The following is a 25,819-nucleotide window of genomic DNA, read 5'->3' as shown; positions in this document are numbered from 1 at the left end:
GTGCCTTATATCCTAATGTAAAAGAAGTTTTTAGTCATTTAAAAGAGAATGATTTTTCAATTTACATAGCAAGTAATGGTTTAACCGAATATTTAAAAGCAATTGTGAGTTATTATCATTTGGATAACTGGGTAACTGAAACCTTTAGTATTCAACAAATTGAATCGATGAATAAATCAGATTTAGTTCAAAGTATTATTGAAAAATATGGTATTACCAATGCAGCTGTTGTAGGGGATCGTCTATCGGATATAAATGCAGCCAAAGATAATGGTTTAGTTGCCATAGGATGTAATTTTGATTTTGCACAAGACGACGAACTTTCTCAGGCAGATATAGTCATAGATGACTTAATTGAGCTAATAACAATAGTATCACAGTTAAAAAAATAGGTGTTCAACTAACGGGACATGTTAGTTCCAATTCTGAAGGGCTGCCACACGGTAGCCCTTCGCTAAGCTAACAGGCAGGATAGTTTAATTAATTCACGAATATGTAAAATATTGGAGAGTTTGCAAAGTTCGTATATACGATGTTAAGTGAAATCGGTCAAGAGCTTTTAATTCAAGGAGGGATTCTCATGAGCATTAACATTGGAGTAGTGAGGGAAGACGTAAGGAGACTGAATAAAGAATTCTATTCCTTGAAAGACAAGGATATCAACTTTTATCAGATACCCCAAATGCAGTATTTGGTTGCCTCGGGAGTAAATGATCGTGATATTTATCGCATGTATGATTATAAGGAAATTTGGACAATTGGACGTTTTATAAATCGGGTAAAATATTACACAATAAGAGAAATCAATAAAAATTTTAGTAGAATGCCCATTGAGATTGAATGGGGGAGAAAGACGGAAACTGGAACGGAATTTAAAGTAATGATGTGGGTACCAGACTATATTGATGAAGATCTATTTACCATAACTATGGCTGACTTAAAGAACAGACATGACATTAATGAAGTAAACCTATCATTGAATAGTCTCCCTAATCGATTATGCGCTCAACTATTACATAAAGGGAACTATTCTAATGTTGAAGCCTCAAAACAGATACTAGTTGAAGATCTGCATAAAGATGGCTACCAAATGAAAGCGAATCCTCAAGAAATTTTTATGAATCATCCTCATTGCAATCCTCCGGAAAGACTCAATATCCTACTAAGACAAGAGATTATTGCAGGTAGATCAGAGAAGTGACCGACATCACCTAACACCATATTCATGCTATGGCAGATGAGCAGTCTCGGTCTGCATATGAATCAGATTCGGCTAATCGCCTATCCGAGCGGACACACCTGCCCTCGTTCTGATTCGTTCTTCATTACGCTAACGGGACACGATAGTTGAACATACAAGGGGGGAGTTTGCCGCGGCATCTGCTCCCTTTCTTTATTAAGCTAACGGGCAGAAAAAAGTTTCATGATATTTCCTCTGTATCCGCATGCCCAGCCGGCCACCTCAATCTGTATTATCTATGCTACATCCAGAGATTGATCTGAACCAAGGTGATGAAATCCTGCGAATGAGTGAGTATATGTGAGATAAACCCTGAAAAACTAGAGATGGGGAATGATAGTACAATGACAACAGGCTGTCGATAATATCGGCAGCCTGTTCAGCTAACTAGAATTGAATTTCATGCATTCATTTCCATATGCGTTTTTGCTTGAAAATCTCTTCCACATAACCGGATAGAGCCACAGGGGCGATGATCATTGGGAATAAGAATATGAAGCCCAACAGCCCTACAAAGCTTTTCTTTTGATGGATGCCCAGTTGTCCCAACAGTCTCTTCTGATATAGACTAAGTAAATAAAAAATGATTAGTGTCACAGGTAATACTAAGATGGAATTGGGTCCGACTATTCCATAATATCCGAAAGCGCAAAGAACTAATCCCGGTATCCAAATTAAGGTATAGGCCAAGTCAATATAAGGAACGACCAAATCAAGTCCTGTAAAATACCGGCTTGTCGGGTTCTGGATCTTCCAAGGGGAAACTTGTTTGAGTGCTTCAATCATTCCTCGCGCCCACCGTTTGCGTTGCCGGATTAAATGGACGAAAGATTCAGGGACTTCTGTAAATGCGATGGCGGCCGGCTCAAAGCATACACGTCCATAATTCTCGAAAAATTTCCACGTTAGGACGATATCCTCGCCGATGGAATCCGGCCAACCTCCAACTGCTTTGACTGCATCCGAGCGAAAGATGCTGAATGCTCCTTGGGCTACTAGGGTAGATTGATAAATACTTTGCATTCGTTTGATTGAAGCGATACTTAAGTAATATTCCCACTCCTGAATGCGGGCCAAGAACGAACCACGATTATTCTGTACAAGCAGAGAGCCAGCAACAGCATGTACATCAGGGCTTGAGCTCTGCAGCTTTGCAGCTAAAAACCGAATGGCGAGAGGGTGCAAGAACGTATCTGCATCCAGTGTAATCAGGTAAGGAGTGTTTACTTCTTTCAAGCCGCGGTTTAAAGCGTTGTGCTTTCCCGGGATTTCCTCATGAAGAATAGTCAAGTTCAGACCTGTCCGCTCTGCGGTTTGCCGGGCAATTTCCACAGTTCCATCCGTAGAGCCGTTATCAATGAGTATAATTTTAATAAGTCCTAAGTATTCTTGCCGGGCAATGTGTTCAAGCGTTTCTTCGATTCCCATTTCCTCATTCCTGGCTGCGATTAATATTGTGATTGGAATGGAGGGATCCTCTTTAGGGAGCTTTACTTTCTTGTCCATTAACAAGCTGGTCAAAGTGAATGCACTGATATAACCAGGTAAATAAGCGATAACCGCTATTATCATATAGGCTGTGATTATGCCTGTAGATTGTGATAATTGATGTATCCACGGCTGGGACAGCCAGATTACGAATAAAAGCCATCCGATAGCCGCCATCTGGCTTATCCAAAATTTCCCCACATACGGTTCAGCAGTACGTGTAAGGTCTTTGTCATGAATACTGTTGGTAATCAATTTAGACTGCATCTTCTCACTCTCCAATAATTCGATTCCAATAGAACACTCGGAGAGGGAGGCGTTTAAGAGGGGATACTAGACTAGTAAGTCCCATAATTCACTTTAAATTGTGACGAAGGAAGGAACAAATGAGCCAGATGTTGTCAAGAATCGACCTAATGATGTAACTTTGACTATTACATTAAGGGTACATGGACGAGAAGGTTACAAAGAAAAATGGGTTAAGTATGAATTTCCAATGGAGAAATACTCAAAGTTAAAGGGTTTTGTTCAAACGAAGGGATTAAGCTAACGGGTAACGATAGTTGAATAACACATAAGAAGAGCAGGCGCTACGGTGACCTGCTCTTCTTATTAAGCTAACGGACAGGATAGTTTAATTAAAAGTATTATTTACCGCCCAATAGCAAGGTAGAACTGATAGGCTTAATATTATACTTCGAGATTTATCGACGTTAACTGAACAGGAGCGAGCAGGATGGAACTCAACATCTTTAATGACATAAACAAAAATGACAAGAATTATGTAGTGAGCAAGATGATTGAGTTCAACTTAATGCATTTCCCCGATGAACTCAAAGGAAGATATCAAGAAATAAATCTTTCCTTGAAAGATGATAACGGTCAAATATATGGCGGACTAATTGGGGAAATATGTTGGAACTGGTTGGAGATACAGTACCTGTTTGTTGAAGAAGAACTTAGAGGATTAGGCTACGGGAAACAGCTTCTTTTGGAAGCAGAAAAAATTGCTAAAGAAAAAAAATGCGAGTTTATTAAACTTGATATGTTGAGCTTCCAGGCATTAGATTTTTATAAAAAACAAGGTTTCGATGTGTTTGGAACTATTCAGAATGCTGGACGGCATACACATTATTACTTGAAAAAGGACATGTATAACTCAAATTACTGTTCAACTAACGGGGAACGATAGTTCAATAACACACATGGATGAGCAGGCACTGCAGTGGCCTGCTCATTTTTATTAAACTAACTGGCAGATTAACGGGATAATCGTTGATATAATTTGTCAAAGGACGTTTTTCACACAATTAAGGGGGTGTATGTATAAGTAGTTGGTTTTATTGGAAGAAGACGAGTTGGACATAAAAGCGTCTGTTGAGAAACTCAACAGACTTGTGCGCACTGTTCTTCAATACCAAAGCAGCTATAAAAATGCTTTCGAAGAACGTAAAACTAAAGTTCTAATTATTGAGGGGGGAATAGCCTAGAGGTAACAGCTAAGTCCAGAATGAAGAGCTAGGTTGTAAGGGACTTGGAAAACAAGGGACGTTGAAACAAGGGCTGTCACCCGAAACGGTTGCTATAAGGCATTTGCCGAAATGCATTTATCTTTGTGAGGGTAGGGGCACGACTGATGAAGTTCCTATAATGGGAATGGAGGAACAGCCCCAAGTCTAACTGAAAACTTAAATCAGCCGCTGGATGCAGACTCCTTTATCACGGCACTTAAACAGGAAATGATTCAAGGTCAGGCTGGATCTCGCTTTCACCTTTAGAACCGCAAGCGGAGCCAGTGAACTTAATTCGGATCAAAGGAGAAATTGCTCGCCGCTGGCCAATGACAAGCTTGCTGGATATTTTGACCAGAATATCGCCGACCGATCTCATCGGAACATAGGTGTTACCTTGATAGTTCAAAATTGGCTGCTCCCCACTCGTGTACTTGTCCGTTGACGTACACGGGATAACCCGCTTTAACCAATAGATATTGCTTGACCGTGACGGCAAACGTCGGCACGGCGAGCATACCCGCCAACAACCCTACCGCAAAGCCTCTGATTCCTTTCAATATTTTCAGGGTGCTCCCACCTTTATCCTATAGTGCTATACTCTATGCAGCTGGGATGCAAAGAAGACACCCTTCTCTAGCTGCTAGGGAAGATGAGCTGCACGGGAATGACAGCGTTCTTCGGCGAGTATATATTGTCCATTTGTTCACGTAACAGTCTTACGGCTGTTCGTGCCATCTCCTGTTCATCCTGCTGCACATAAGCCACGCGTGCTAGATGAGGATTATCGAAAGATAGCAATTCGATGTTTGTGTGATGGTTCAAACGACTGATGGCGGCTGATGTAAGGCGTGCGGTTTCCTCAGTCAAGGTGAAGGCTGCAGTGATTCCGCTGCGCTCCTGTAAGAAGTCGCTTACATAGTCCAACGCCTGCTCACCCCGTAGAATGTCGAGAGGAATGTGACACCACAAGCTCTTGTCGATCGATATGCCTTGATCTGTGTACGCCTTCTCGAAGCCGAACGTGCGATCCTCGACGACTGTATTGGCGTTCTCAGGCGAGATGAGCGCAATCCGCTGATGACCCTTGGACAGCAAGTAGGAGACTGCCTTGTACGCACCGCCGTAATTGTCAGATGTAATGGTGTACGTCTCAATGTTGCGCAGATACCGGTCGATGAACACGCATGGGAATTTATCGAGCGACAGACGCAGCAGCGATTCGTTGTACTTCTCATCTTCTGTCGGAAAAACGATTAGCCCCTGTACACCGATATCCGTCAGTGTGCGAATGGCGTTCGATTCGATAGTGGAGGACTCGCGCGTGATGCTCAGTACCATGCTGAGGCCAGCTTCTTGCAGGAATTGTTCCGTGTAGTCGACGAGCTTCTGAATAACACGGGTTCTCATCGTCGGGATGATGTAGCCGACGAGTGGTAAGGACGATACGCCGCGTAAAGATGGCGGCGCATCGATGTTATAAACATCGAGGTTGGCGGAGACAAATGTACCCTTGCCTTGTACGCGTATAATTAATCCTTCGTCAGCTAGTAGGGTTAAGGCGTTCTTGACTGTTATTTTACTTACTTTGAATTCATCCATTAGTTCTTGCTCAGAAGGGATGCGGTCCGTTGGCCGAAGCAGCCCTGATTTAATTTTCCTCATAATATCTTCTTGAATTTGCTTGTAGAGCGCCAGCTTTTTCAACTTGCCGCATCTCCCCATAAATTTTATGATTTTATAATCAATTGGTTATATAAACCATATTGCATATACATTATAATACGAGATGTAAAGCGCTTACAATACTGAATCTGAGAAGGAGTACGAAGGGGTCTTTTCATTAAACGGTTAGAACAATGTTAAGGATAGTGGTGCCAATGTTAAATTGTAACCGCTTAAATTAACATTGCTAACTAGTCAACCCATTTTTAAACGTTTAACAACAAAAAGAGAGGATGACGAACAAATGAAAAAACGCAGTACTTTAATTTCTATCGTTACGATCCTTATTCTGTCACTTGTTTTGTCGGCATGTGGTAAGTCTTCTGATTCAACATCGGAAACAACGCAGTTAGGCGCTAATGCTGGTGAGAATGCAACAGAATTGTCATTCTGGACATTCGTAGATTTGCACGGCAAGCATTTGGATAAAATGCTGGGGTTATGGAACCAAGCGAACCCAGACAAACAGATTAAGTTAAATGTATCGGTTATGCCTTATGATGATATGCATAACAAGCTCTTATTGGCGGTTACGAGTGGAAAAGGTGCTCCTGATATCGCGGATATCGAGCTTGGTCAATTCCCTAAATTCTTGGAAGGTGACAACGTTTCACTGGAACCTTTGAATGATGTTTTCGCACCATACAAAGACGTTGTCGTTCCTGCACGTGTCGCGATTTACAGCAAAGCTGACCAGGTTTATGGATTTGATTATCACGTAGGTGCAACGCTTGCTTTCTACAACACTGAAATTCTCGAACAAGCAGGTGTTGACTACAAGACGATTAAAACTTGGGAAGATTACAAACAAGCAGGTATCAAAGTATTCGAAAAAACTGGCAAGTACTTAGGAACTGCTGATACATCAGCTATTTGGCAAGAATCGCTGCTGCTTGCTCAGCAAAATTCTGATTTTACAGATGAGAATGGCAATCCAAAAGTTAACTCGCCTGAAATGGTTAAAGCGCTTGAAATGTTAGTTGACCTGCAGAAGAATAATGTTATTCAGACGATCCCAGGCGGACAACCGGATACAGAAGAAGCAAAAGGCGAATACAACAAGGGCAACTACGCAAGTGCATTAATGCCTGAATGGTATATGTCCCGTTTCGTAAACGAAATGAAGGATCTTAAAGGTAAGTATGCAATTGCTCCATTGCCTGTATTTAAAGAAGGCGACCCACGTTCCGTTGGTTTGGGCGGTACAGGTACAGTTGTTACTAAGAGTGGTAAAAACGTTCAGTTGGCAAAAGAATTTGTAGCTTTTGCTAAGCTTTCAAAAGAAGCTACTACTGAAATCTGGAATACGCTTGGATTTGACCCAATCAACATGGATGTATGGAAAGATGATTCTGTAACGAAAAACCCTGATAACGAGTACGTCCAATACTTCAAAACAAATGCATTTGATACTTTGAATGAAATTAAAGACGAAATTCAAGCGATAAAATCCGTTAAAGCTTCACCGACGATCGGCAATATCTTCAATACGGTTACTTTGAATGCTATCTTTGAGGATGGCAAAGATGTGAAGGAAGCTCTGGATGAAGCACAAGCAGCAATTGAACAAGAATTGAAATAAACATAATAAGTAAATGATTTTGATTAAACCTGTCGGCAGGTATAGTAGTCGGCAGGTTTAATCATAGTCAAGGGAGATTGAGAATATGATAAAGAAATTTGTATACTCTCAAAAAGTTGCACCTTATGTTTTTGTATTGCCATTCATACTCATATTCTTAATATTCTGGTCTTATCCGCTTGCAAATTCATTCGTAATGAGTTTTCAAGATAGGATGTTGGGACAGGATCCTAAGTGGATTGGTGAAGCGAATTATTCGAAATTATTGACAGATAAAGTGTTTTTGACGGCTATTAAAAACAGCGTGGTGTACATGCTGGGAACCTTAGTGCTGTTAATCCCCTTTCCAATGTTATTCGCCGTTATGATAAACAGTAAGTTAATGATGGGAAGAGAGTTTTTTAAATCTTCGTTCTTTCTCCCTGCATTGACATCTGTCGCAGTTGCGGGTACCATTTTCCGCCTTACATTCGGCGAAATGGAAGGTTCATTAATGAACAGTTTCCTAGGTTTATTTGGTGTAGAGCCTGTTAAATTCTTGAAAGACGGAGAATGGAGTATGGCGGCACTGTTAATACTTGCATGTTGGAGATGGACAGGCGTTAATATGCTGTACTATCTATCCGGTTTGAAAAGCATTGACAATGAATATTATGAGGCTGCTTCAATTGACGGGGCATCTGCTTGGCAAAAGTTTAGAGCGATTACAATGCCATTATTGAAGCCGACCACGATATATGTTACGACAATTAGTGTTTATGCAGGTTTGGCAATGTTTACCGAGAGCTTAATGATGTTTAACGGTAACAATTCACCGAAAAATATTGGCTTAACCATTGTCGGTTATCTGTACAGACAAGGGATTGAGAAGAATAAGCTGGGTTATGCAGCTGCGGTTGGTATCGTTCTGTTAGTCATTGCTATGGTTATCAATTTAACGCAGTTGAAATTTAGTGGAATGTTCAAAAAGGAGGAGGATTAAAATAGGCGCAAGTCAATCGAAGAATAACTTAATTGCTAGAATAGTCATGATTAGTATCTTTATTATACTGTTCGTTATAATTATGATTCCATTCTATGCAGTGGCCCTATCTTCCTTTAAACCAGGTGAATCATTAATAAGATATGGTCTTAACTTAAGTTTGGATTTTAAAATGATGAGCTTTGACAATTTCAACTATCTGTTTACTGGACAACATGATTATTTTGTATGGTTTTGGAACAGTATGACTTTAACAATCGTTCAAGTGGTTTTTACCCTTTTTGTAAGCGCTTTTGTTGCATATGGTTTTGCGGCATATGATTTTAAAGGTAAGAACTTCCTCTTTATATGTGTTTTACTCATTATGATGGTGCCTTTCGAAATATTACTGGTTCCTTTGTATAGCCTAATTAATGACTTGCATATGGTGAATAGCTATTCAGCTGTCATTTTACCGGGTATAGCGAATGCCGGGACGATATTCTTCTTCAGGCAATATCTAAGAAGCATACCCAAAGAAATTATTCAATCTGGGCGAGTTGATGGCGCCAACGAATATGCGATTTATTTCAGACTGATTATGCCGATTATGAAGCCTTCCTTTGCGGCAATGGCCATTCTGAATGGTATGAATAGCTGGAATAATCTTTTGTGGCCATTCATGGTGCTGGGAGATCAGAGTAAATTTACACTTCCAATCGGTTTGAAAACTTTGTTAACTCCTTATGGGAATAACTATGACCTTTTAATCGTGGGCTCTTTCTTCTCCATCATTCCAATTTTCGTACTGTTTATCGCTTTCCAGAGATATTTCATAGACGGTATGACTGCAGGTGCTGTTAAAGGTTAGTATTTAAACTTATGACACAGTTGATAGGCTGGAGAGTTCAACAAAAGGAGTTATACGCCATGAAACCTTTGATCGTGCAAAGAGCTGATCCATTTATTTACCGACATTCGGACGGTTATTATTATTTCGTGGCATCCGTACCAGAGTATGATCGTATCGAAATCCGCAGGGCACAGAACCTTGAGGGGCTTGTTACAACAACTCCTGTTGTTATCTGGAGAAAGCGCGAGACTGGTATCCTTAGCGCCAATATTTGGGCGCCTGAACTGCATTTTATCGATGGGAAATGGTACGTTTATTTCGCTGCTGCACATACGACGGAAACGAAGGATGGTTTGTTCGACCATCGGATGTACGTGCTGGAGAATGAAAATGCCAATCCGCTGGAAGGCAGCTGGACGGAAAGAGGGCAGGTTCGTACCGCTTGGGAAAGCTTCGCCCTCGATGCCACTACCTTTGAGCATAATGGCAGCCGCTATTACGTATGGGCACAAAAGGATCCGAAAATCGAAGGCAACTCTAATCTGTACATATCTAAAATGAGCAATCCGTGGACGTTGACTGGGCCGCAAACGATGATTACTACGCCGGAATATGACTGGGAGATCATCGGCTATAAAGTGAACGAAGGCGCGGCATTTCTCCGCAAGGGTAATCGGGTATTCCTCTCTTACTCGGCTAGCGCCACTGATTTCAATTATTGCATGGGCCTGCTTGAAGCCGATGCGGATGCGGATTTGCTCGATGCCACCTCATGGCGCAAATCGCAAGTGCCGGTTCTCACGACAGATGAGAGCATCTCTATTTATGGTCCCGGTCATAATAACTTCACGGTGTCAGCGGATGGTGAGAAGACGCTGTTTGTGTTCCACGCAAGAACGTACAAGGACATTGTAGGAGATCCGCTGTACGATCCGAACCGCCATACATTTGTAGCGGAGCTGTTGTGGACGGCAGACGGCAGACCCGATTTCCGCGGCTCTGTTGCAGCACATGCGCGTTCTGCACTGTGATCGTTTGTTCTACTCGGATATAACTGAAAACCGGTATGTTCCAGCGGCCTCGATCATTTCGAGGCCGTTTGTTTCGTCCACGGAACGTAATTTATGGTATTGTCTGTTGCATAGTCGGTCTGAAAATGGTACTCTAATTATCCTTTTTATATCGAAACGGTTAGTAAATGACACACATTTGATGGAGGTAGTTATGTCCGTTCAGAGCATTCATCCGGAGGAAGAGCAGCGGCTAACGCACACTCTTCAAGAAATCGATCGGCAATTAGGCGGGATCGGTCCCCGGTATCTTGGCGTCGAACAGCGCCTGTTCAAACAAACAATTATCGCCAACAAAGAACCGAGTTATAAAAAATTCGATTGGCGGCGAGTGAATAAAGAAAAAACGAGTGATGAGAGCCACACCCACGGCGAAATGGTTCGCGGTCTCTTCCACACTCGTTGCCAGGTTCGCATAAGAAACCACAAGGGTTTAAAGCGAATCTACATCGATTTTGACACAGAAGCACGACGCTTTGCAAGTCTTATATCCGCATACAGGCCCAAGCATCTCTCATCTCTCCATGACCATGTGGCCGGTTTATTCAAGCATAGATTCTCACAATTTCCGATTAATCTCATGAACTGCATAAGTCATGATTATAGGTGGAGAAAGCTTTAATAATGTTACAATATTAAAAAGGTAAAATTTGGAGGCACACCACTGCAATAAGACTTATAACGAAATTAAGTTCTTGATATATCCCATCAAGGACATATTATGAAACAGTGCTTTAATAAAGGAGTTGTATAAAATGAATGAAAATAAAGGTACAGAAATAAAACGTTCTTCAAAAGCAGAAAACATTCTACCTCAGATCAATAGTAAAACTAAGCTAGGCGACTTACGAAAAATCGCAAAGGACATTAAAAAAGATCACGAACTAGCTATGGAACTTTGGTCAACCGAAGAGTTTTTGCCCAGACTATTAGCAATCTTAATTATGGATAAAAAACTTCTTTCACAAGAAGTGCTAAATAAGCTTGAGAAGGATATGCAGACTCACACTTTTGATGAGCGAAATAACTTAATGGATTGGTTAATGGCTAATCAGCTCACCAAAGACAAGAAGACAATTGCATTGATGGAGTCATGGGAAAATAGCCCTTCTGCTCTTCAAAGGCGAGCTTTCTGGTATTATCAAGCGCGATTGAGATGGACTGGACAAACACCGCCTGATAACACCGCAGACTTACTATCTACATTAGAAGCTAATATTACGCAGGAAGAACCGGAAGTTCAATGGGCTATGAATTTCACCGCAGGCTGGATAGGCGTTTATGATGAAAAGAATCGGGCACGTTGTATTAAACTTGGTGAGAAAACGGGTCTTTACAAAGATGAAATAGTAGCAAAAGGATGTACTCCGAGCTATTTACCGGAGTTCATTACGATTGAAGTTAACAAACGACAAAATAATTAGTTACCTTTGAAAAATTTATTAAGGATTAATGTAAAAAATAAAGGAATTCAAATCCTTAATTATGAAAATTGTAATAGGCTTGGACCGAAAAATAAAGAAAGCAGTACAATAATACTATTCAAAAGACTAATGTGATGTTCAACAATCGGGTAACGTTTGTTGAATGAAAAAGCGACAGTCTAGGACTTTATTTTCTTGTCCTTGGCTTTCGCTTCTTCAATTTCAAGGGTCAGTCTAATACTTATTTTATAAGGGCTGCCGCATGGCAATTCTAAAAGCCGCATGGAATCAAGGCATCCAGTCTAATGCTTTATTTTCTACAGACATCAGAAGCCAGTTTTAAGAAGTAAGGATGATGGATTAATTGAAGTTAATTGAAGTAACGGGGAACGATAGCTAAATAACAACCACTCTTTCCATTACTACGGACCTTAGGAATAGGATATGCGCGTATCTCTACTTAGTTGCCGTGTAGTGGAGTGGTGAAGGTTGAACATACAAGGTTCTATCACTTGCTGTTACTGAAACCAAGCAGGCCGCTGTTGAAATCGCAGTAGTGACACTGGAAAACGGTTAAACCATTACCCGTGTTATTACGACTCCAATGGCGGCAGGAGAAGCCCCTTCTAGAGGCTTTTTTTGTGTTCAAATCGAATTATTACTTAATGATATATCCCGGAAAGAGTCGGTTTTCTTCAACCGGTGTTGAGGTAGTCCGTTCAAATTTTTTTACTAAAAACTCCATTTTATTATCCTGATGATGCTGTATCACTGTAATATCCCAATAATCTAAAGCTGGCTTATCATCCCACCAAGTTTGTACTCCTACTTTAACCTGAAACTCAAAAGGTTTACCTGGAGCTACATTTATTGCTCTTATATCTGTAATTTGTGTAGACAACATCTGCGGTCCCATTGGAATAAAGGGATCTTTTGAAAAATCAGTCTCTAATCCGGTCATCACTGATTTATTAAAAAGATCATTAAGTCTAGAGTCCATCCCAGTCATAAATACCTGAACAGTGTTGTTAATAGACGACATATTAAATCGACTCAACTTAGATAAATCATCTTTCCATACATCCACAGGCGCAATTCCATAGCTCTTAACTCCAACCATCTGCGTTTTCTGATCCCATGTGACATCCGCTCCAAGAGCCTGGGAAACAAAGCTGATTGGCACCATAACTCGGTTGTTAATCACTCTTGGCGCTACATCCGCTGCAACGGTTTTACCATTTACAACAATTTTTATTCCACCGCTTGCATACGCTACTCCGAAAATCAAACTTATCGACAGAAGAGTACACAAAACGGTAAGAATTACTTTTTTGTTCATTAACGAAGTTTCCCTCCTATTCTAAAAATTGGATTTAATTTCTACAACTTATAGACGCAAAGTTCATTAAAAGGTTACGTTAATCTAATGTGACACGGCAATAGCTGAATAAAAACGATAGTTGAACAAATAGGGAGAAGTTCATGCGGCAGCTGCTCTCAGTCCTTATTAAGATAACTGGTAGCGATAGTCCAACATCGAGAGGGCTGTCACTTGGCAGCCCTGCGCTCAACTAACGGACAGTTTACGTTAATGAAGGAATTATATGAGTTCTTCCCGAATTATGAGATATACCACTAGGAAGCAGGTTTATTAGTGAAAAGTGATCATTTGTTAAAGCTTCTGTATGATGAGAATTTACATACTGTTCGTCCATTTGAAGGGTGTAGCGAAACAGAAATAAAGTCACTTGAGCAAGAAATGGCAATCAAGTTACCGGGGTCTTATCGGCAATACTTGCTTGCTGTTGGTCATAATTCGGGAAGATTGTTTCAAGGTACAGATATGAGGTTTTCACAATTAAAGGAACTTCAGTATGAGGCCAAGGAATTATTGCGCGAGAATAATCACCCGATATTGATGCCTGAGAGTTCTTTTGTATTCTCAATGCATCAGGGCTATGAAATTAAATTTTTTGAGTTAAGCAGAGGGGATAATCCACCGATTTTAGAATGGTATGAGGGAAGTACTAAGGGGATAATTACGCTCTTTGATACGTTTGAAGAGTTTCTTTCTGATTCAATTTATAAGCATGCAGCTATAAAGTGGCCTGATTGAACTAAAGGTACACTATAGCTTAACTGTCACCAGAACGAGGCTGCCGGCATAAATCGGCAGCTTCGTTGAGCTAACGGGCAGGATAGTTCCGATAATTACACCGATCCTTGCTGCAACCATGCTTCTAAAAACTCGTCTGTATCGTTGCGACTATTAGAAACTAAGAACGATTTATGGCCATCCAGCTTTACAACGGATATTTAAGGTAGGTGTGAAGATGCTTGAAAATTTTGATTTTAGGGATGGAAAGATTTTTTTTAATTACATGCACAGATTTACAGAGGATATTTCACCTGAGGAATATGAGAGGTTTTTATCTGAGGATCTACTTGCAGTTTATTATTTTGAAAAACAATATCTTATTGATGTAGGTTCATACAGCAGAGGTAAAAATGATATTTTTATTGTGAAATTGATTAAAGATGATAATTGGGAGGAACCGCCGTTGTTTCAAAGAGAAACAGAATCAGTAAATGAAATAGAGTTAATATTGGAAGAGTTTATTGATTTGATTTATAACATGAAATAAATATTTGTATGTTTCGATACTTGTTTTAATCTAACTCCATATAGAAAAACCGTTAGAATATGTGTTTGAGTTTAAAGCACAGTCGTCCTTTGTTACGCTAACGGGGAACGATAGTTCAACAAATAAGGAGCAATTTGCTACGGCAGCTGCTCCATTTTTCGTTAAGCTAACTGGCAGTTTAGTTTAACAGTAAATGCGTTAGTACATGTATTATCTACTTAAGAATCGCAACAAATGATTGTAATAAAGCGTAACAATTATTGAACGTAACAAACCATATGGAGGACAAAAATGAGAAGAACATTCTTAGTATTAATTATTGCAGTTGTTGGATTGATAATTGGATGCAGCTCAGAATCAGAAAAAGGCGATTATATCATTGGAAAAGAAACCGACAGTAACATTCCGATGATATTAGTTGCAAAGAATATTTCTGAAGAAGATTCAAAAACGAAATCCCGTTCTGATTTTATGAAAGACGGAACTGATTTAATGTTATATCACATTGAGGATACGAATTTGTATACAGACCTTAGTGTTGGCGAAAGAGTAAGTATAGAAGCTAAAACGTTTAAGATGGATGGAAAAGACGTAGGTGAGGTCATGCAATCAAATCCACCGCAAACAGTGGCAGGAAAAATAACCAGGTATTCAATCAGATAACTCCCTTTTTATTAAACTAACGGGTACGTTAGGCCTATAAAACAGCGGCGGACAACTCCAGGAAATACTTAATTTTCAACTAACATTTACAACAACATTATGAATCAGTAAATTACCCAAAAGAAATGGATAGAGATTCGGATGGTTTCCAAAATCTCTATCCATTAATTTTATCCTATAAAATGTCTAACATTATATTCAATCACTTATCATTAGTGGGTTTGTTGGACTTCCCTGAACTTTTAATAAATCAAAGCTGAAAGTCATGGTTAGACCAAAGCGTTGGGCTGCGTCCGCGTTTCTAATTTTGAAACCAGAGTCCGACCGATGCTCCTCCTAAATAACGACAGCCTGCTAAGTGAGTATACCATCAATAAGGTAAATTGTGTAAGTAGTCAAAATTCGTTCTTTCAAAAGAACAAAATCCCTTGTATAATAAAGTGAGGATGCAATTATCCTTATAACTGCAGCGCTGAAGCCATCAATCAGTGCTCATTTTTTTACTTAATTGTTCGTTATAAGGAACGTAAGTGGATGGAGGTGATTAAATGCAAAAGCCGGCTTACCATGCGCCAAAGGTTTTAAAACATCAACCTATTCGCTTTGAAACCTCTCAAAGCTGGAATAGAGGACATGGTCCTGTTTCGGGTGACCCTGGAAAAAGCGATGGGGACAATTATAAACATGATCCTTATAGCCCGAAAAAAGATAAGAAATAATTGAAACCGTAGCAGAGGAGAGGTCTTAGATCTAGGTAGATACTCTAATGATCTAATGACCTCTCTGCTGGAATCCAATTGTTTAAGGGGTTTTAAGATGGAGAAGCTAACGCTGCAAATTGGGGAGCATTTCATGCAAGTCGTATGTGCTTCCAGCGATGCTATACATATGCTTAAGAAAAATTTTAAATGGGATCAGTCGTTTGTACATCCGCCGGACCTGACTATCCTCCTGAAAGTAGGCTATGGCTCTCCTTTTGTAGACTATGAAGTAAAGATATTTAAAGAATGCAATCAAATCTCTTTCCAGAGAGCCGATTATTCCATCCAGGTGGACGATGATTATAAACAGGCGACAGTCGCCGTTCATGATGAGTTAGCTCTAAAGCATGCCTTAATGAACCTGTACAGTTCATTTATCGTCCATCTCGACTGGGGACTTTTAATCCACTCCTCCTGTGTGATTGAACAGGGCCGGGCGCATATTTTTACGGGTCATTCCGGTGCCGGGAAATCAACCGCCGCTAAATTATCATATCCAAGAAAGCTTTTATCGGACGAAGCAACAATCTTGAAAATCACCGAAGAAAGCATCACGGTTTTTAATTCACCTTTCCGCAGCGAGCTTCAGTCAACGGATCATCTAGAAAACCGTCCGGTAGCCAGCATTCAATTATTAGAACAGTCACTTTCCAATAAAAGGTTGAGGCTGAAGAAGTCCGAGGCTCTGCTGCACATAACGGATAAAGTGTTTTTCTGGTCCTATAGGGCGGAGGAGCCGGCTAAAATCTTTCGTTTATTAAAGCTGGTCGTGAACGAAATTCCGGTTTATGAGCTTCATTTTCAAAAGAACAATACATTTTGGGAGCTGATTTCCTAATGACAAGCTATATTCATAAGGAAAAATTCGAGGTGCTGGAGCTTGACGGGGAGTCCGTAATTTTGAATTCAGATGCTTTTATGGTAACGACCCTCAATGAGGTTGGAGGTTTTTGTTGGTCGCTGCTGCACGAGGCATGTACGATCCAGCAAATTATTCAAACCGTTCGAACCCATTATGCTATAGAGGACGAAGCAATCGAGCAGGATATTGAGCAATTTGTAACTCATTTAATGGATTGCGAATTAATCCGGCATGCCAGCTAATTTAACCTCTTGTTATTTGCTTAAAGAGGTTATACGGAAACAGGGGTGGGTGGAGCTTCCGGCAGAAGGCACAAGCATGTACCCCCTTATCAAACAAGGGAATATTTGCCGCTTTGTTTCATGTGAAGCTATGAAGCTGAAAAAGGGTGAAATTATATTGTTTCATACTTTATCAGGCTGCTTGGTTGCTCATCGTCTGCTGTCTATCGAATCGATACATGAACAGGTTACATACGTGCTAAAGGGCGATACGAATTTTGGAGCGGATGAACCGGTCGGTCAGGAGCAGCTTATCGGCAAGCTGGCTTCAATAAATAAAGGAAAGCACAGGATCAAGGTGCCGAGCGTATTTGTTCATCTTTGGAGCAGAATGATTGTTGCGTTCCCGATCCTGTCTGTCTTATTGCGAGCTTACTTGAATAGAAGGTGTTCTGGGAAATGAAAAGAACGTTTTACCTATTAAAGCCCTATATTCTGAAGCACAAAAAGGCCTATATAGCCCTGTTTATGCTAATGGTTATCGATATTTCGTTAATATTGGCGTATGCCTGGTTTATTGGGAGTTTAACGGATGCAGCGGTTCATCGTGATTTCGACCGTCTCAAGGGGCTGCTTTTTACTGGAGTCGGTATAACGGCAATAAGTATTTCCACAAATTTCATGGATACGTATCTGGAAACCGTAGCTGTTAACGCAGTGAAGAGGGATCTGAATTTGGACTTATATAAACATATTTTGCTTCTGCCGGGAAACCATGTATCGAATGTCCACTCAGGTGAATTATTATCCCATTTTACGAATGAGATTCATAATGTGGATGGAATAGTAGGCAGGGGATTAATCAATTTAATCAGGTATCCTGTTATCTCTATCGCATCCTTTATTTACTTGGTTCAAATTAGCTGGAAGTTATCCCTGCTTAGTCTATTGGTTGTTCCTGTCGCTGTCATAGGCGGTGCCGTATTCGGGTGGCTGCTTCGAAACAATAGCCGTCTCATCCATACAATGATCAGCAGCATTAATAAAAGCCTTAATGACACGTTTCAAGGCTTTGTTGTCATTCGCTCATTTACATTAGAGAAGTTGTTTTTTGCAAAATATGCCCGTATGAATCAAGACCTTTATTCATTAGAGCTAAAGGATGCCAAGTTGCGTGGATGGTTCTATGCAGGAGGGGAGGCCGTTGGGGCCAGCGCCTTTCTTACCAGTTTTGTTGCGGGAGCCTATTTTGTTTCCGGTAACGTCATTACGATCGGCGCATTATTATCCTTTATTACGCTTGTCGGCCGTATGGTCAATCCCCTAACAGGTCTTGCCGGACAGTGGGCAAGCTATCAAAGATCGCTATCCGCGATAGAGCGTATAATCAACCTGCTCGATAAACCCGTGGAGTCCAAAGAGCTTCCTTCCTTTGTTCCTACGCCGCTTCTGCATAGACGTATCCTATTCGATGATATTTCATTTAGTTATGACGGACAAAAAAACGTGTTTGAGCATCTTCAATTGCAAATTCAAAAGGGTCAAGTCGTAGCCTTTGTTGGTCCAAGCGGGGCGGGGAAGTCTACCTTATTTAATCTGCTTCAAGGATTTTATAGATGCCAATCGGGTTCTATTCTTATAGACGATGCTTCAATAGAGGATATTACCCTCTCCGGGCTGAGAAACTCGATTGCTTATGTGCCTCAGGAAACCTTTTTGTTCAGTGGAACGATCAGGGAAAATTTAATGCTGGCACGCCCGGGCATTTCCGAAGCAGAAATGATACATGCCTCCAAAAGCGCAGATATCCATGAATTTATTACAGCTCTTCCTGAAGGCTATGACACGGAGATTGGGGAAAGAGGGGTAAGGCTTTCAGGCGGACAAAGACAGAGAATATCGATTGCAAGAGCGATCCTCAAGGATGCCCCGATCCTATTATTAGACGAAGCAACTTCTGCCTTAGACAGCGAAACGGAATTTTTAGTAAAGGATGCACTAGACCGATTAATGAAAAACCGTACGACGCTCATCATTGCCCATCGAATATCCACGATTCAACATGCGGATGTCATCGTGGTTTTGGATCAAGGAAAAATCATGCAAATAGGGAAACACCATGAGTTGATCAATGAACAAGGGCTTTACAGCGAGCTGAATAAAATACGGACTCCCAATCCATCAAGTGCGACAAATCCTTTGGCCGTGAATGCATAGTAATTAGAAGGGAAGAGAGTTGTTGGCCATCAATCAACTTATAAATGCGCTGTATGACCGGAGCTGCAGCCTAACGGAAGATGTAGAGTTTTATAAGAAAGCGATTGAGGAAATTGAAGCATCTGCGGTCTCTTCTCAAATCTTCTATTTGTTGAAACAACAAGGCCGGCTTGAAGAGACACCATTGGTTTTCCGGGATAGGCTGAAAAACAATTATAACGAAGCGCTGCATCTGAATTTGTTCATTAAAAATCAAACAGACCGGATCCTTCAAAGGTTTGAGGCAATACAGATGAAGGTCATTCCGCTAAAAGGAGTATACTTCGCTGAAAAATATTTTGGTCATATAGGCGCGCGGGGAACTTCGGACATTGATCTATTGGTTAGAAAAGAAGACGTTGAGCGGGCGGTCGATTGCATTAAATCTTTGGGCTTTCAGATCGAACAAGAGCCGATTCCATCCCACTTTCATATCAGCTTCAGCAAACGGATACCGGGGGTCATCATACCATTCACGGTGGAGATTCATTGGGATATCGTAAAAGAAATGACCTCGAATTTTAAGATTGAGCCTTTTTGGAAAAGCGCGGTCCCCTTCAAACAATACAGCTATGTCATGGCATTATCGGATTATCATGCCTTCTATATGATTTGCTTGCACGGGTGGAGACATAATTTAGAATCCCCTAAATATTTTATCGATATTATCCAAATGCTCTATTTTTTAAAAGACAGCCTTAGTTATGATCTTCTGTTTCAAGATGCCTCGGCGCATCAAACGAGAAAAAGGCTCGTTCGGACATTATCCATTGTCTATGAATCGTATCCGATGTTAGACAACATGAAGGAACTTCCGATAAAAAGGAAGCGCATGCTCCGGTATAGTAACGACAGGCTTCAACAGAAGAGGGTTTCGAAATATTTGGATTTTATAGATTACCAATTTTTAAGCTACGATAACCTCCGGCATAGTTTCAAAGAAGCATATAACTGGCTCATCGCTTATAAGCAGTAGTCCATCTCATTAGGGGATGGGCTTTTTTTGTCGGAGTCACGCGCCAAATTATAGGGAAATCTACTTATTTTTCAATTTTCAGAGATTTCAACAAATTATTTAAAATTCATCATTTACACTGAAACAGTACAAGTCGGTAGGGGAAAGGGGTGACATTCGGATTAAAGGGAATAGTGTAGTCCGTTTGTTTTCAGAAAAATGGTATTGGAGGGATTAGATGTACCAAAAGTTTAGAAAAAAAGGATTGGCCCTTTCATTCCTGTTCGCTATTCTATTTTCTCTCATTTCCCCAGCAGTTGGAACGGCTGCCGAAGCAAAGCTCCTTCATTCTTCCCTGCACGCTGACCAATTGACACTGCCATCGGCAAATAATGCTTCGCCATTCGATCATTCATTGAAATTGGAAGCGATGAAGCAACAGGCAAGCAGCAATAATAATGCTATTATAACGCAGACGATCAAGCCGCAAAATTATGTTCCTGCTTCGGACAGCACGGAGCCTGTCGAAGTCATTGCCGAGTTGAAGACGGACCCCGTTTCCGTTTATCAAGTGAAAGCAAAGAAAGGTCTGAAGAAATCCGGTGCGGTCCATCAAAGTGAATTATCCGCGGAACAAGCCGATTTCGCTGCAGCTTTGGCCAAAATAAACGCAAAGCCGAAGAGACAATATAAACATGTATTTAACGGCTACTCTTTAAAGATACCCGCCAATAAAGTGGACAGCCTGTTAACGCTGCCGGGCGTAAAAGCCATCTATCCGAATATAGAATATAAGGTGTCTCCAATGGATAGTATCACGCCGAATATGGATGAAAGCGCGCCTTTTATGGGATCCGATTTCTACTGGGATCTTGGCTTGGACGGAGCCGGAATTAAGGTCGGCGTATTGGATACTGGAATCGATTATCATCATCCCAGCTTAGCTTCCGCTTATAAAGGTGGATACGACTTTGTAGACGATGATTCAGATCCGATGGAGACGCTTCCGGATCCGGAAGATCCGGAGGCAGCTACAGACCACGGCACGCACGTGTCGGGTACGATTGCGGGCCGGGGAGATCCTCTCAATCCTGATAGCGGGACAGGTTGGGTGCGCGGTGTAGCGTATGGCTCCGATATATATGCTTATCGCGTTCTAGGGCCCGGCGGTACTGGATCAACGGAGGATGTTATTGCTGCTATAGAGCGTTCCGTTCTGGATGACATGGATGTCATTAACTTATCCTTAGGGAGCAGCGTAAACGATCAGTATGACGCAACCTCCATTGCACTGAATAATGTGATGCTCGGCGGAGTTGTTGCCGTTACATCGAACGGGAACGACGGACCCGACTCCTATACAGTCGGTTCCCCGGCAACAGCGGATATGGTTATATCTGTCGGAGCTTCCTCGCCGCCGCTCAATGTTCCGACTATACAAGCGGACGGAGTAGAGAAGGTTTTTGCGAGCATTATGACATTTTCTCCGGAGTTAGGAGATTTGAAAGGTCAAGATTTAAATCTAGTATTTACCGGATTAGGCACTCCTGAGGATTTTGAAGGCAAAGATTTGACTGGAAAAGCGGCTTTAATCTCCCGCGGCTCGATCTCTTTTGCCGAGAAGTCATTGAATGCGCAAGCCGCCGGTGCTGTCGCCGTTATTATTTATAACAATGAACCCGGAAACTTTGGCGGCACCTTAGGAACGGAAGGCGATTATGTCCCTACTATGAGCATTTTGCAAGAAGATGGACTGGCTCTCAAAGCTCAAACAGATACGGCGGAGTCATACCCGTTTACGTTTGGCATTGAGCTTGAGCAGGACTTAATGGGGGAATTCAGTTCGGTCGGACCGACTTTGCCGGGATTGACGATCAAGCCGGATATTTCGGCCCCTGGCGTGGCGATTCGCTCCTCGGTTCCTGCTTTTGACGGAAACTATGAGGATGCCTACGCCGATTTGCAAGGAACGAGTATGGCTAGCCCTCATATCGCTGGAGCCGCTGCGCTGTTATTACAGAAGGACAGCTCGATGGATCCGTTTGAAGTAAAGTCCTTATTGATGAATAACGCACTCCAATTGTCCGACCGTGAAGGCCAACGCTATTCGCATATGGAACAAGGGGCAGGCAGAGCAGACCTCGAGCATACGATTGAAGCGAAAGTGGTAGCTATGGTGGAACAAGCAACGACCGCGGTGCCAAGCTTGGAGAGCATGCCGTATTTCACCGGAAGCATCTCCTTCGGACAGAAGGATGCCGGTGCGCTTGATAAGAGAACCATTACCGTAAAAGATATTGCCGGAGCCGCTTCCTCTTACACCATCACTTCGACTTGGCACGGTTCTTCCGCCGGTAGCATTACAGCCAGCCAAGATAACGTCTCAGTAAACGCCGGAAGCTCGACTCAATTTGATATAACCCTGCAAGTGGACCAAAATGCGGCCGACGGACGTTACGAGGGTGAAATTGTATTGACCGAAGCTGGAGGAGGGCATACCCTCCAAGTTCCATTCGCCGTATACGTTGGCGAGGCTGACATACCGGATGCTATATCCAATGTAGCGCTTGACCCTCTTTTCTTCTCGCCGAATGGTGATGGGATGACGGATACGACGGGTATTGCGTTCAAAGTGAATTTGGCTTCATCCTATTTCTCATTAGATGTATACGACGCCGTTACTTCACAATGGAAAGGAACTATTGCAGAGGCTGGCGATGGCATCGATCCCGGAAGCTATACGATTGAAGCTTGGGACGGCATCGTAACGAATGACGCAGGCTCTGCCCCGTTAGAGGAAGGTTTTTATGTGATCATTCCTTGGGCTGGAGACGATACGGCAGCCGTACCGCTGGAGGAACAGGCATCTCCATTTGTCATTGACGTGAACGCACCGGTCTCAAAACTGGCTAATCCGGCTGTCACTGCACAGAATGGCATAGGCACGATTACCGGACATATTGAGAGTGATTTTATGATTGACCTGTTCGGCGATTATTCAGCGATTGGAGTTGCCGCTTTATACTATGATAAAGGCTGGGTGCAAGCGGATGGCGTTATAGCCCCGGATGGCAGCTTTAGTGTTCCGATTCCGCTTAAACCCGGGCTTAAACCGGTTGAAGTCTATGTCTATGACATTGCCAATAATGGCGTACTGGAACCGGCATATACCGTTGATATGAGAAAGGTGAAGCCTAACAAGCCGAAAAATAACCTTGGATAAAAACGTATATGAAACAGAATGTTTGATATGTTGTGACACAAAAAATAGCCTGCCTGAACTTGTATACCGTTCAGGCAGGCTATTTTTGCAATAAATCAGCTGCTCAACCATTAAGCTAACGGGCAGATTAGTTATAATCAATTACATAGTTACCATGCTTGGATAACTATGGTATATTTATTGAGTTAATGAGAGGAGTGATGTCTTATGAAAAGACATATTAGTGATAATAGGGCAAATGAATATAATAAGGGGATAGCGTATAAATAGCCCTGTAAACTACGTGAATTTCCCTAGATTGAGGGGAAGACTAAATGAACCAACAACCAATAATGTACAAGATTGACAATGTTACTTTTGAACTTCAAGACCAACACGATTTTTCATGGCTACAATCGCTGGGCAAAGTTTTTTGCGTGTTTGATCAACAGGATTCTGGAAACATTTGTTTCGGAATTGAGAAGGATGGCAAAAAGCGATTTGTTAAGTATGCGGGTTGTAAACCAATTGAATTTTCCGGAAACCCTCGGGATGCAGTCTTACGACTATCAACTGCAATACCACTATACACAACCTTAGAACATCCGCATCTAATAAAGCTTGTTGATCATTTTGAAACCGAAAACGGGTATGCTGCCATTTTTGAATGGTTTAATGGTGAGTGCTTGCATTCACATTGGTTATTTGTAGGAGAAGCATTTAAACATACTCATCCTGATTCACCGTTCTATAAATACAAACAGTTACCGGTTGAGAAAAGGCTGCATTCATTAGATGCCATTTATGAATTCCACAGAAATGTCGAATCAAAAGGGTATGTAGCCGTCGATTTCTATGACGGCAGTATTTTGTATGATTTTTCTCAGGATATTACTAAAATCTGCGATATTGATTTTTACAGAGAAACTCCATCTGTCAATGATATGGGAGAGAATTTTTGGGGAGCAAGACGATCCAAATCTCCAGAAGAATTTACATTAGGAGCTCCTATTGATTCAAAAACGAATGTTTTCACAATGGGAGCTATCGCATTTGGATTACTCGGTGGTGAGATGGATCAATCTTTTTCAAAATGGGAAGCAAATAGATCCCTTTACGAAGTAGCCTTAAGAGCAATTAGTAAGGAACGAGAGCAAAGATATGAGAGTATTATCGATTTTAAAAAAGCTTGGGATCAAGCTAAAAATGAATAAATAATTAATACGTATATAGATGCCAATTAGACAGTCATTACTCAATTATACAGAGTACGTTAGATCTGTGGAGCAGTTCGCATTCAGCAACTGCTCCATTTTTCGTGAGCTAGAGGGCCCGCGGCCTCACCCATTAAGCTAACGGGAGACGATAGTTCAACCATTATTACACAGCGGCAGCCGGCCAAACGATCGGCTGCTTTTTTAAGTTTTGACACCCTGACACACATGTGACCCGCCCCGCACGCCAACGGTCATTTTGCCAAAATGTGAATATAGTGTGTTAACCAGTTAAAGGGGGTTTTGCCATGGGTGCGAGGGTTAAGTATAGGTCGTCTGACGTTGATTTGTTGGCGCGGCTTATGAGGGGCGAGGCACAGGCGGAAGGCGAAAAGGGTATGTTAACGGTTGGCGCTGTCGTGATTAATCGGGCCGTAGTCAGGTGTTCGGACTTCAAGAACGTCAACAATATTAATGATGTTATTTATCATTATATGAATGGCGATGCCATGTTCGACGCCATATTAGAACCCGATTTTTATCTGAAGACACGGGAACGAGAGCGGCGGCTAGCTGAACAGACCATAAAAGGCTGGCGAGAATGGCCTTCAAAATACTCTCTGTGGTATTTCAATCCGTGGGGGCCAACATCTCAAGCTTGCCCCGCAATGTGGTACGGTCAACCGCTCGCGGGTACTTGGAAAAATCATTGTTTTTACCAACCAACAAGCACGGAATGCGCGGAAATTTACCGATAAAAAACTTTATAAGGGCGAATGCCATAAGGCATTCAATGGCAGATAAAAAACACTTTGGTATGCCATCGACTACGAAAAGTTGCCTTAAAAGAAGCACAGCCTCTTCTTGATAAGAGTCCTCACCTGACTGTGAAAAAATAGGTGATCAATTAAAAGTAGTTGCAAATCCAAACTTTAAATAATCAAAGGTGAGCTTTTATCAAATTTCAAGTAGTATCGGAAGAAGATTAAGCTAACGGGTAACATTAGAACAACAATAAGACAGCTGCCGGCAATCAGTGAACTGTGACCTTATTTGTGGACAGTTGAGAAAACAGCCTAGAGCTTAGCTAGCAAGGAGATGACCTCTGAATTCGTCGGGGGTCATCTTTTTTAATGTCCACTGATACCGCTCGGAGTTGTAGTAGGTTACGTAATCAGCGACACGT

General features: G+C 41.6%; 27 protein-coding genes. 21 read left to right on the top strand and 6 right to left on the bottom strand.

What is annotated here, in order from left to right; all coding sequences use genetic code 11:
* Together AC1DLI_RS33395 and AC1DLI_RS33390 are read left to right on the top strand one after the other, a co-directional pair.
* On the top strand, positions 1 to 392 hold a 392-nt coding region (locus AC1DLI_RS33395; RefSeq protein ID WP_477609879.1), incomplete at its 5' end, for an HAD family hydrolase.
* Between the two features lie 188 nt (positions 393 to 580).
* A complete protein-coding gene (locus AC1DLI_RS33390) occupies positions 581 to 1,201 on the top strand; it encodes a hypothetical protein (protein WP_477609877.1) in 621 nt (206 codons plus the stop codon).
* Positions 1,202 to 1,648: 447 nt separating this feature from the next.
* Here the strand turns inward: AC1DLI_RS33390 and AC1DLI_RS33385 are convergent, their stop codons facing one another.
* Positions 1,649 to 2,995 (bottom strand): glycosyltransferase family 2 protein, encoded by a 1,347-nt coding sequence (locus tag AC1DLI_RS33385; RefSeq protein ID WP_477609875.1) that lies wholly within the window; start codon positions 2,993 to 2,995, stop codon positions 1,649 to 1,651.
* A 469-nt stretch (positions 2,996 to 3,464) separates the two neighbouring features.
* Between AC1DLI_RS33385 and AC1DLI_RS33380 the strand changes: the two genes are divergently transcribed.
* Entirely contained in the window at positions 3,465 to 3,920 is a 456-nt protein-coding gene (locus tag AC1DLI_RS33380; protein WP_477609873.1) for a GNAT family N-acetyltransferase, read from the top strand.
* A 536-nt stretch (positions 3,921 to 4,456) separates the two neighbouring features.
* Here the strand turns inward: AC1DLI_RS33380 and AC1DLI_RS33375 are convergent.
* The 3 genes from AC1DLI_RS33375 to AC1DLI_RS33365 form a co-directional block, all read right to left on the bottom strand.
* A complete protein-coding gene (locus AC1DLI_RS33375; RefSeq protein WP_419873335.1) occupies positions 4,457 to 4,648 on the bottom strand; it encodes a hypothetical protein in 192 nt (63 codons plus the stop codon).
* Entirely contained in the window at positions 4,632 to 4,799 is a 168-nt protein-coding gene (locus AC1DLI_RS33370) for a hypothetical protein (protein WP_477609871.1), read from the bottom strand. The genes AC1DLI_RS33375 and AC1DLI_RS33370 overlap by 17 nt, the downstream gene beginning before the upstream one ends.
* Before the next feature lie 76 nt (positions 4,800 to 4,875).
* Positions 4,876 to 5,946, bottom strand: a complete 1,071-nt coding sequence (locus AC1DLI_RS33365; protein WP_477609869.1) for a GntR family transcriptional regulator — start codon at positions 5,944 to 5,946, stop codon at positions 4,876 to 4,878.
* Between the two features lie 262 nt (positions 5,947 to 6,208).
* Here AC1DLI_RS33365 and AC1DLI_RS33360 point away from each other — a divergent pair, with 262 nt between their 5' ends.
* The 6 genes from AC1DLI_RS33360 to AC1DLI_RS33335 all read left to right on the top strand — a co-directional run bounded on the left by AC1DLI_RS33360 (position 6,209) and on the right by AC1DLI_RS33335 (position 11,854).
* The gene (locus tag AC1DLI_RS33360; protein ID WP_477609867.1) at positions 6,209 to 7,546 is read left to right on the top strand and encodes an ABC transporter substrate-binding protein; all 1,338 of its coding nucleotides are present in this window, start codon (positions 6,209 to 6,211) and stop codon (positions 7,544 to 7,546) included.
* An 85-nt stretch (positions 7,547 to 7,631) separates the two neighbouring features.
* Positions 7,632 to 8,528: a carbohydrate ABC transporter permease gene (locus AC1DLI_RS33355; protein WP_419873338.1), complete on the top strand. Its 897-nt coding sequence runs from the start codon at positions 7,632 to 7,634 to the stop codon at positions 8,526 to 8,528.
* Between the two features lie 46 nt (positions 8,529 to 8,574).
* Complete coding sequence (locus AC1DLI_RS33350; protein WP_477609865.1) at positions 8,575 to 9,378, top strand: carbohydrate ABC transporter permease; 804 nt, start codon at positions 8,575 to 8,577, stop codon at positions 9,376 to 9,378.
* A 59-nt stretch (positions 9,379 to 9,437) separates the two neighbouring features.
* Positions 9,438 to 10,391, top strand: a complete 954-nt coding sequence (locus AC1DLI_RS33345; protein ID WP_477609863.1) for a glycoside hydrolase family 43 protein — start codon at positions 9,438 to 9,440, stop codon at positions 10,389 to 10,391.
* Between the two features lie 193 nt (positions 10,392 to 10,584).
* Complete coding sequence (locus tag AC1DLI_RS33340; protein WP_477609861.1) at positions 10,585 to 11,052, top strand: hypothetical protein; 468 nt, start codon at positions 10,585 to 10,587, stop codon at positions 11,050 to 11,052.
* Positions 11,053 to 11,185: 133 nt separating this feature from the next.
* Positions 11,186 to 11,854: a DNA alkylation repair protein gene (locus tag AC1DLI_RS33335; protein WP_477609859.1), complete on the top strand. Its 669-nt coding sequence runs from the start codon at positions 11,186 to 11,188 to the stop codon at positions 11,852 to 11,854.
* A gap of 658 nt (positions 11,855 to 12,512) precedes the next feature.
* On the opposite strand, the gene AC1DLI_RS33330 is transcribed toward AC1DLI_RS33335, so the two are convergent.
* On the bottom strand, positions 12,513 to 13,193 hold the full coding sequence (locus tag AC1DLI_RS33330; protein ID WP_477609857.1) for a copper amine oxidase N-terminal domain-containing protein: 681 nt from the start codon (positions 13,191 to 13,193) through the stop codon (positions 12,513 to 12,515).
* A 315-nt stretch (positions 13,194 to 13,508) separates the two neighbouring features.
* Here AC1DLI_RS33330 and AC1DLI_RS33325 point away from each other — a divergent pair, with 315 nt between their 5' ends.
* The 12 genes from AC1DLI_RS33325 (at position 13,509) to AC1DLI_RS33270 (ending at position 25,391) form a co-directional block, all read left to right on the top strand.
* A complete protein-coding gene (locus tag AC1DLI_RS33325; protein ID WP_477609855.1) occupies positions 13,509 to 13,970 on the top strand; it encodes an SMI1/KNR4 family protein in 462 nt (153 codons plus the stop codon).
* A gap of 217 nt (positions 13,971 to 14,187) precedes the next feature.
* On the top strand, positions 14,188 to 14,499 hold the full coding sequence (locus AC1DLI_RS33320) for a hypothetical protein (protein WP_477609853.1): 312 nt from the start codon (positions 14,188 to 14,190) through the stop codon (positions 14,497 to 14,499).
* Positions 14,500 to 14,790: 291 nt separating this feature from the next.
* Complete coding sequence (locus AC1DLI_RS33315; protein ID WP_477609851.1) at positions 14,791 to 15,162, top strand: hypothetical protein; 372 nt, start codon at positions 14,791 to 14,793, stop codon at positions 15,160 to 15,162.
* 548 nt (positions 15,163 to 15,710) lie between these two features.
* On the top strand, positions 15,711 to 15,881 hold the full coding sequence (locus AC1DLI_RS33310) for a hypothetical protein (protein ID WP_477609849.1): 171 nt from the start codon (positions 15,711 to 15,713) through the stop codon (positions 15,879 to 15,881).
* Between the two features lie 97 nt (positions 15,882 to 15,978).
* The gene (locus AC1DLI_RS33305) at positions 15,979 to 16,761 is read left to right on the top strand and encodes a hypothetical protein (RefSeq protein WP_477609847.1); all 783 of its coding nucleotides are present in this window, start codon (positions 15,979 to 15,981) and stop codon (positions 16,759 to 16,761) included.
* Complete coding sequence (locus tag AC1DLI_RS33300; RefSeq protein ID WP_477609845.1) at positions 16,761 to 17,027, top strand: PqqD family protein; 267 nt, start codon at positions 16,761 to 16,763, stop codon at positions 17,025 to 17,027. The genes AC1DLI_RS33305 and AC1DLI_RS33300 overlap by 1 nt, the downstream gene beginning before the upstream one ends.
* The gene (locus tag AC1DLI_RS33295; RefSeq protein ID WP_477609843.1) at positions 17,017 to 17,469 is read left to right on the top strand and encodes a signal peptidase I; all 453 of its coding nucleotides are present in this window, start codon (positions 17,017 to 17,019) and stop codon (positions 17,467 to 17,469) included. Before AC1DLI_RS33300 ends, AC1DLI_RS33295 begins: the two co-directional genes overlap by 11 nt.
* Positions 17,466 to 19,223 carry an ABC transporter ATP-binding protein gene (locus tag AC1DLI_RS33290; protein WP_477609841.1) on the top strand — a complete coding sequence of 586 codons (1,758 nt, stop codon included), beginning with the start codon at positions 17,466 to 17,468 and terminating at the stop codon, positions 19,221 to 19,223. The genes AC1DLI_RS33295 and AC1DLI_RS33290 overlap by 4 nt, the downstream gene beginning before the upstream one ends.
* A 22-nt stretch (positions 19,224 to 19,245) precedes the next feature.
* A complete protein-coding gene (locus AC1DLI_RS33285) occupies positions 19,246 to 20,238 on the top strand; it encodes a nucleotidyltransferase domain-containing protein (protein ID WP_477609839.1) in 993 nt (330 codons plus the stop codon).
* Positions 20,239 to 20,455: 217 nt separating this feature from the next.
* Positions 20,456 to 23,440 carry a S8 family serine peptidase gene (locus tag AC1DLI_RS33280; protein ID WP_477609837.1) on the top strand — a complete coding sequence of 995 codons (2,985 nt, stop codon included), beginning with the start codon at positions 20,456 to 20,458 and terminating at the stop codon, positions 23,438 to 23,440.
* Between the two features lie 314 nt (positions 23,441 to 23,754).
* The gene (locus AC1DLI_RS33275; RefSeq protein WP_477609835.1) at positions 23,755 to 24,633 is read left to right on the top strand and encodes a protein kinase family protein; all 879 of its coding nucleotides are present in this window, start codon (positions 23,755 to 23,757) and stop codon (positions 24,631 to 24,633) included.
* Positions 24,634 to 24,941: 308 nt separating this feature from the next.
* Positions 24,942 to 25,391, top strand: a complete 450-nt coding sequence (locus tag AC1DLI_RS33270; RefSeq protein ID WP_364147396.1) for a cell wall hydrolase — start codon at positions 24,942 to 24,944, stop codon at positions 25,389 to 25,391.
* A gap of 325 nt (positions 25,392 to 25,716) precedes the next feature.
* Here AC1DLI_RS33270 and AC1DLI_RS33265 read toward each other — a convergent pair.
* Positions 25,717 to 25,819, bottom strand: a 103-nt coding sequence (locus AC1DLI_RS33265) for an IS3 family transposase (RefSeq protein ID WP_477607401.1), incomplete at its 5' end; no start/stop codon positions are given.

The sequence above is a fragment of the Paenibacillus sp. 01T443 genome, assembly GCF_056398325.1.
The sequence above is the reverse complement of the archived record's forward strand: the minus strand, read 5'-3'. Positions and strand labels throughout refer to the sequence as shown.

Bases quoted from the DNA above. Each gene is read 5' to 3' on its own strand.
- AC1DLI_RS33390 (WP_477609877.1), top strand. From the start codon at position 581: ATGAGCATTAACATTGGAGTAGTGAGGGAAGACGTAAGGAGACTGAAT.
- AC1DLI_RS33385 (WP_477609875.1), bottom strand. From the start codon at position 2,995: ATGCAGTCTAAATTGATTACCAACAGTATTCATGACAAAGACCTTACA.
- AC1DLI_RS33380 (WP_477609873.1), top strand. From the start codon at position 3,465: ATGGAACTCAACATCTTTAATGACATAAACAAAAATGACAAGAATTAT.
- AC1DLI_RS33360 (WP_477609867.1), top strand. From the start codon at position 6,209: ATGAAAAAACGCAGTACTTTAATTTCTATCGTTACGATCCTTATTCTG.
- AC1DLI_RS33355 (WP_419873338.1), top strand. From the start codon at position 7,632: ATGATAAAGAAATTTGTATACTCTCAAAAAGTTGCACCTTATGTTTTT.
- AC1DLI_RS33350 (WP_477609865.1), top strand. From the start codon at position 8,575: ATGATTAGTATCTTTATTATACTGTTCGTTATAATTATGATTCCATTC.
- AC1DLI_RS33345 (WP_477609863.1), top strand. From the start codon at position 9,438: ATGAAACCTTTGATCGTGCAAAGAGCTGATCCATTTATTTACCGACAT.
- AC1DLI_RS33340 (WP_477609861.1), top strand. From the start codon at position 10,585: ATGTCCGTTCAGAGCATTCATCCGGAGGAAGAGCAGCGGCTAACGCAC.
- AC1DLI_RS33335 (WP_477609859.1), top strand. From the start codon at position 11,186: ATGAATGAAAATAAAGGTACAGAAATAAAACGTTCTTCAAAAGCAGAA.
- AC1DLI_RS33330 (WP_477609857.1), bottom strand. From the start codon at position 13,193: ATGAACAAAAAAGTAATTCTTACCGTTTTGTGTACTCTTCTGTCGATA.
- AC1DLI_RS33320 (WP_477609853.1), top strand. From the start codon at position 14,188: ATGCTTGAAAATTTTGATTTTAGGGATGGAAAGATTTTTTTTAATTAC.
- AC1DLI_RS33315 (WP_477609851.1), top strand. From the start codon at position 14,791: ATGAGAAGAACATTCTTAGTATTAATTATTGCAGTTGTTGGATTGATA.
- AC1DLI_RS33310 (WP_477609849.1), top strand. From the start codon at position 15,711: ATGCAAAAGCCGGCTTACCATGCGCCAAAGGTTTTAAAACATCAACCT.
- AC1DLI_RS33305 (WP_477609847.1), top strand. From the start codon at position 15,979: ATGGAGAAGCTAACGCTGCAAATTGGGGAGCATTTCATGCAAGTCGTA.
- AC1DLI_RS33300 (WP_477609845.1), top strand. From the start codon at position 16,761: ATGACAAGCTATATTCATAAGGAAAAATTCGAGGTGCTGGAGCTTGAC.
- AC1DLI_RS33295 (WP_477609843.1), top strand. From the start codon at position 17,017: ATGCCAGCTAATTTAACCTCTTGTTATTTGCTTAAAGAGGTTATACGG.
- AC1DLI_RS33290 (WP_477609841.1), top strand. From the start codon at position 17,466: ATGAAAAGAACGTTTTACCTATTAAAGCCCTATATTCTGAAGCACAAA.
- AC1DLI_RS33280 (WP_477609837.1), top strand. From the start codon at position 20,456: ATGTACCAAAAGTTTAGAAAAAAAGGATTGGCCCTTTCATTCCTGTTC.
- AC1DLI_RS33275 (WP_477609835.1), top strand. From the start codon at position 23,755: ATGAACCAACAACCAATAATGTACAAGATTGACAATGTTACTTTTGAA.
- AC1DLI_RS33270 (WP_364147396.1), top strand. From the start codon at position 24,942: ATGGGTGCGAGGGTTAAGTATAGGTCGTCTGACGTTGATTTGTTGGCG.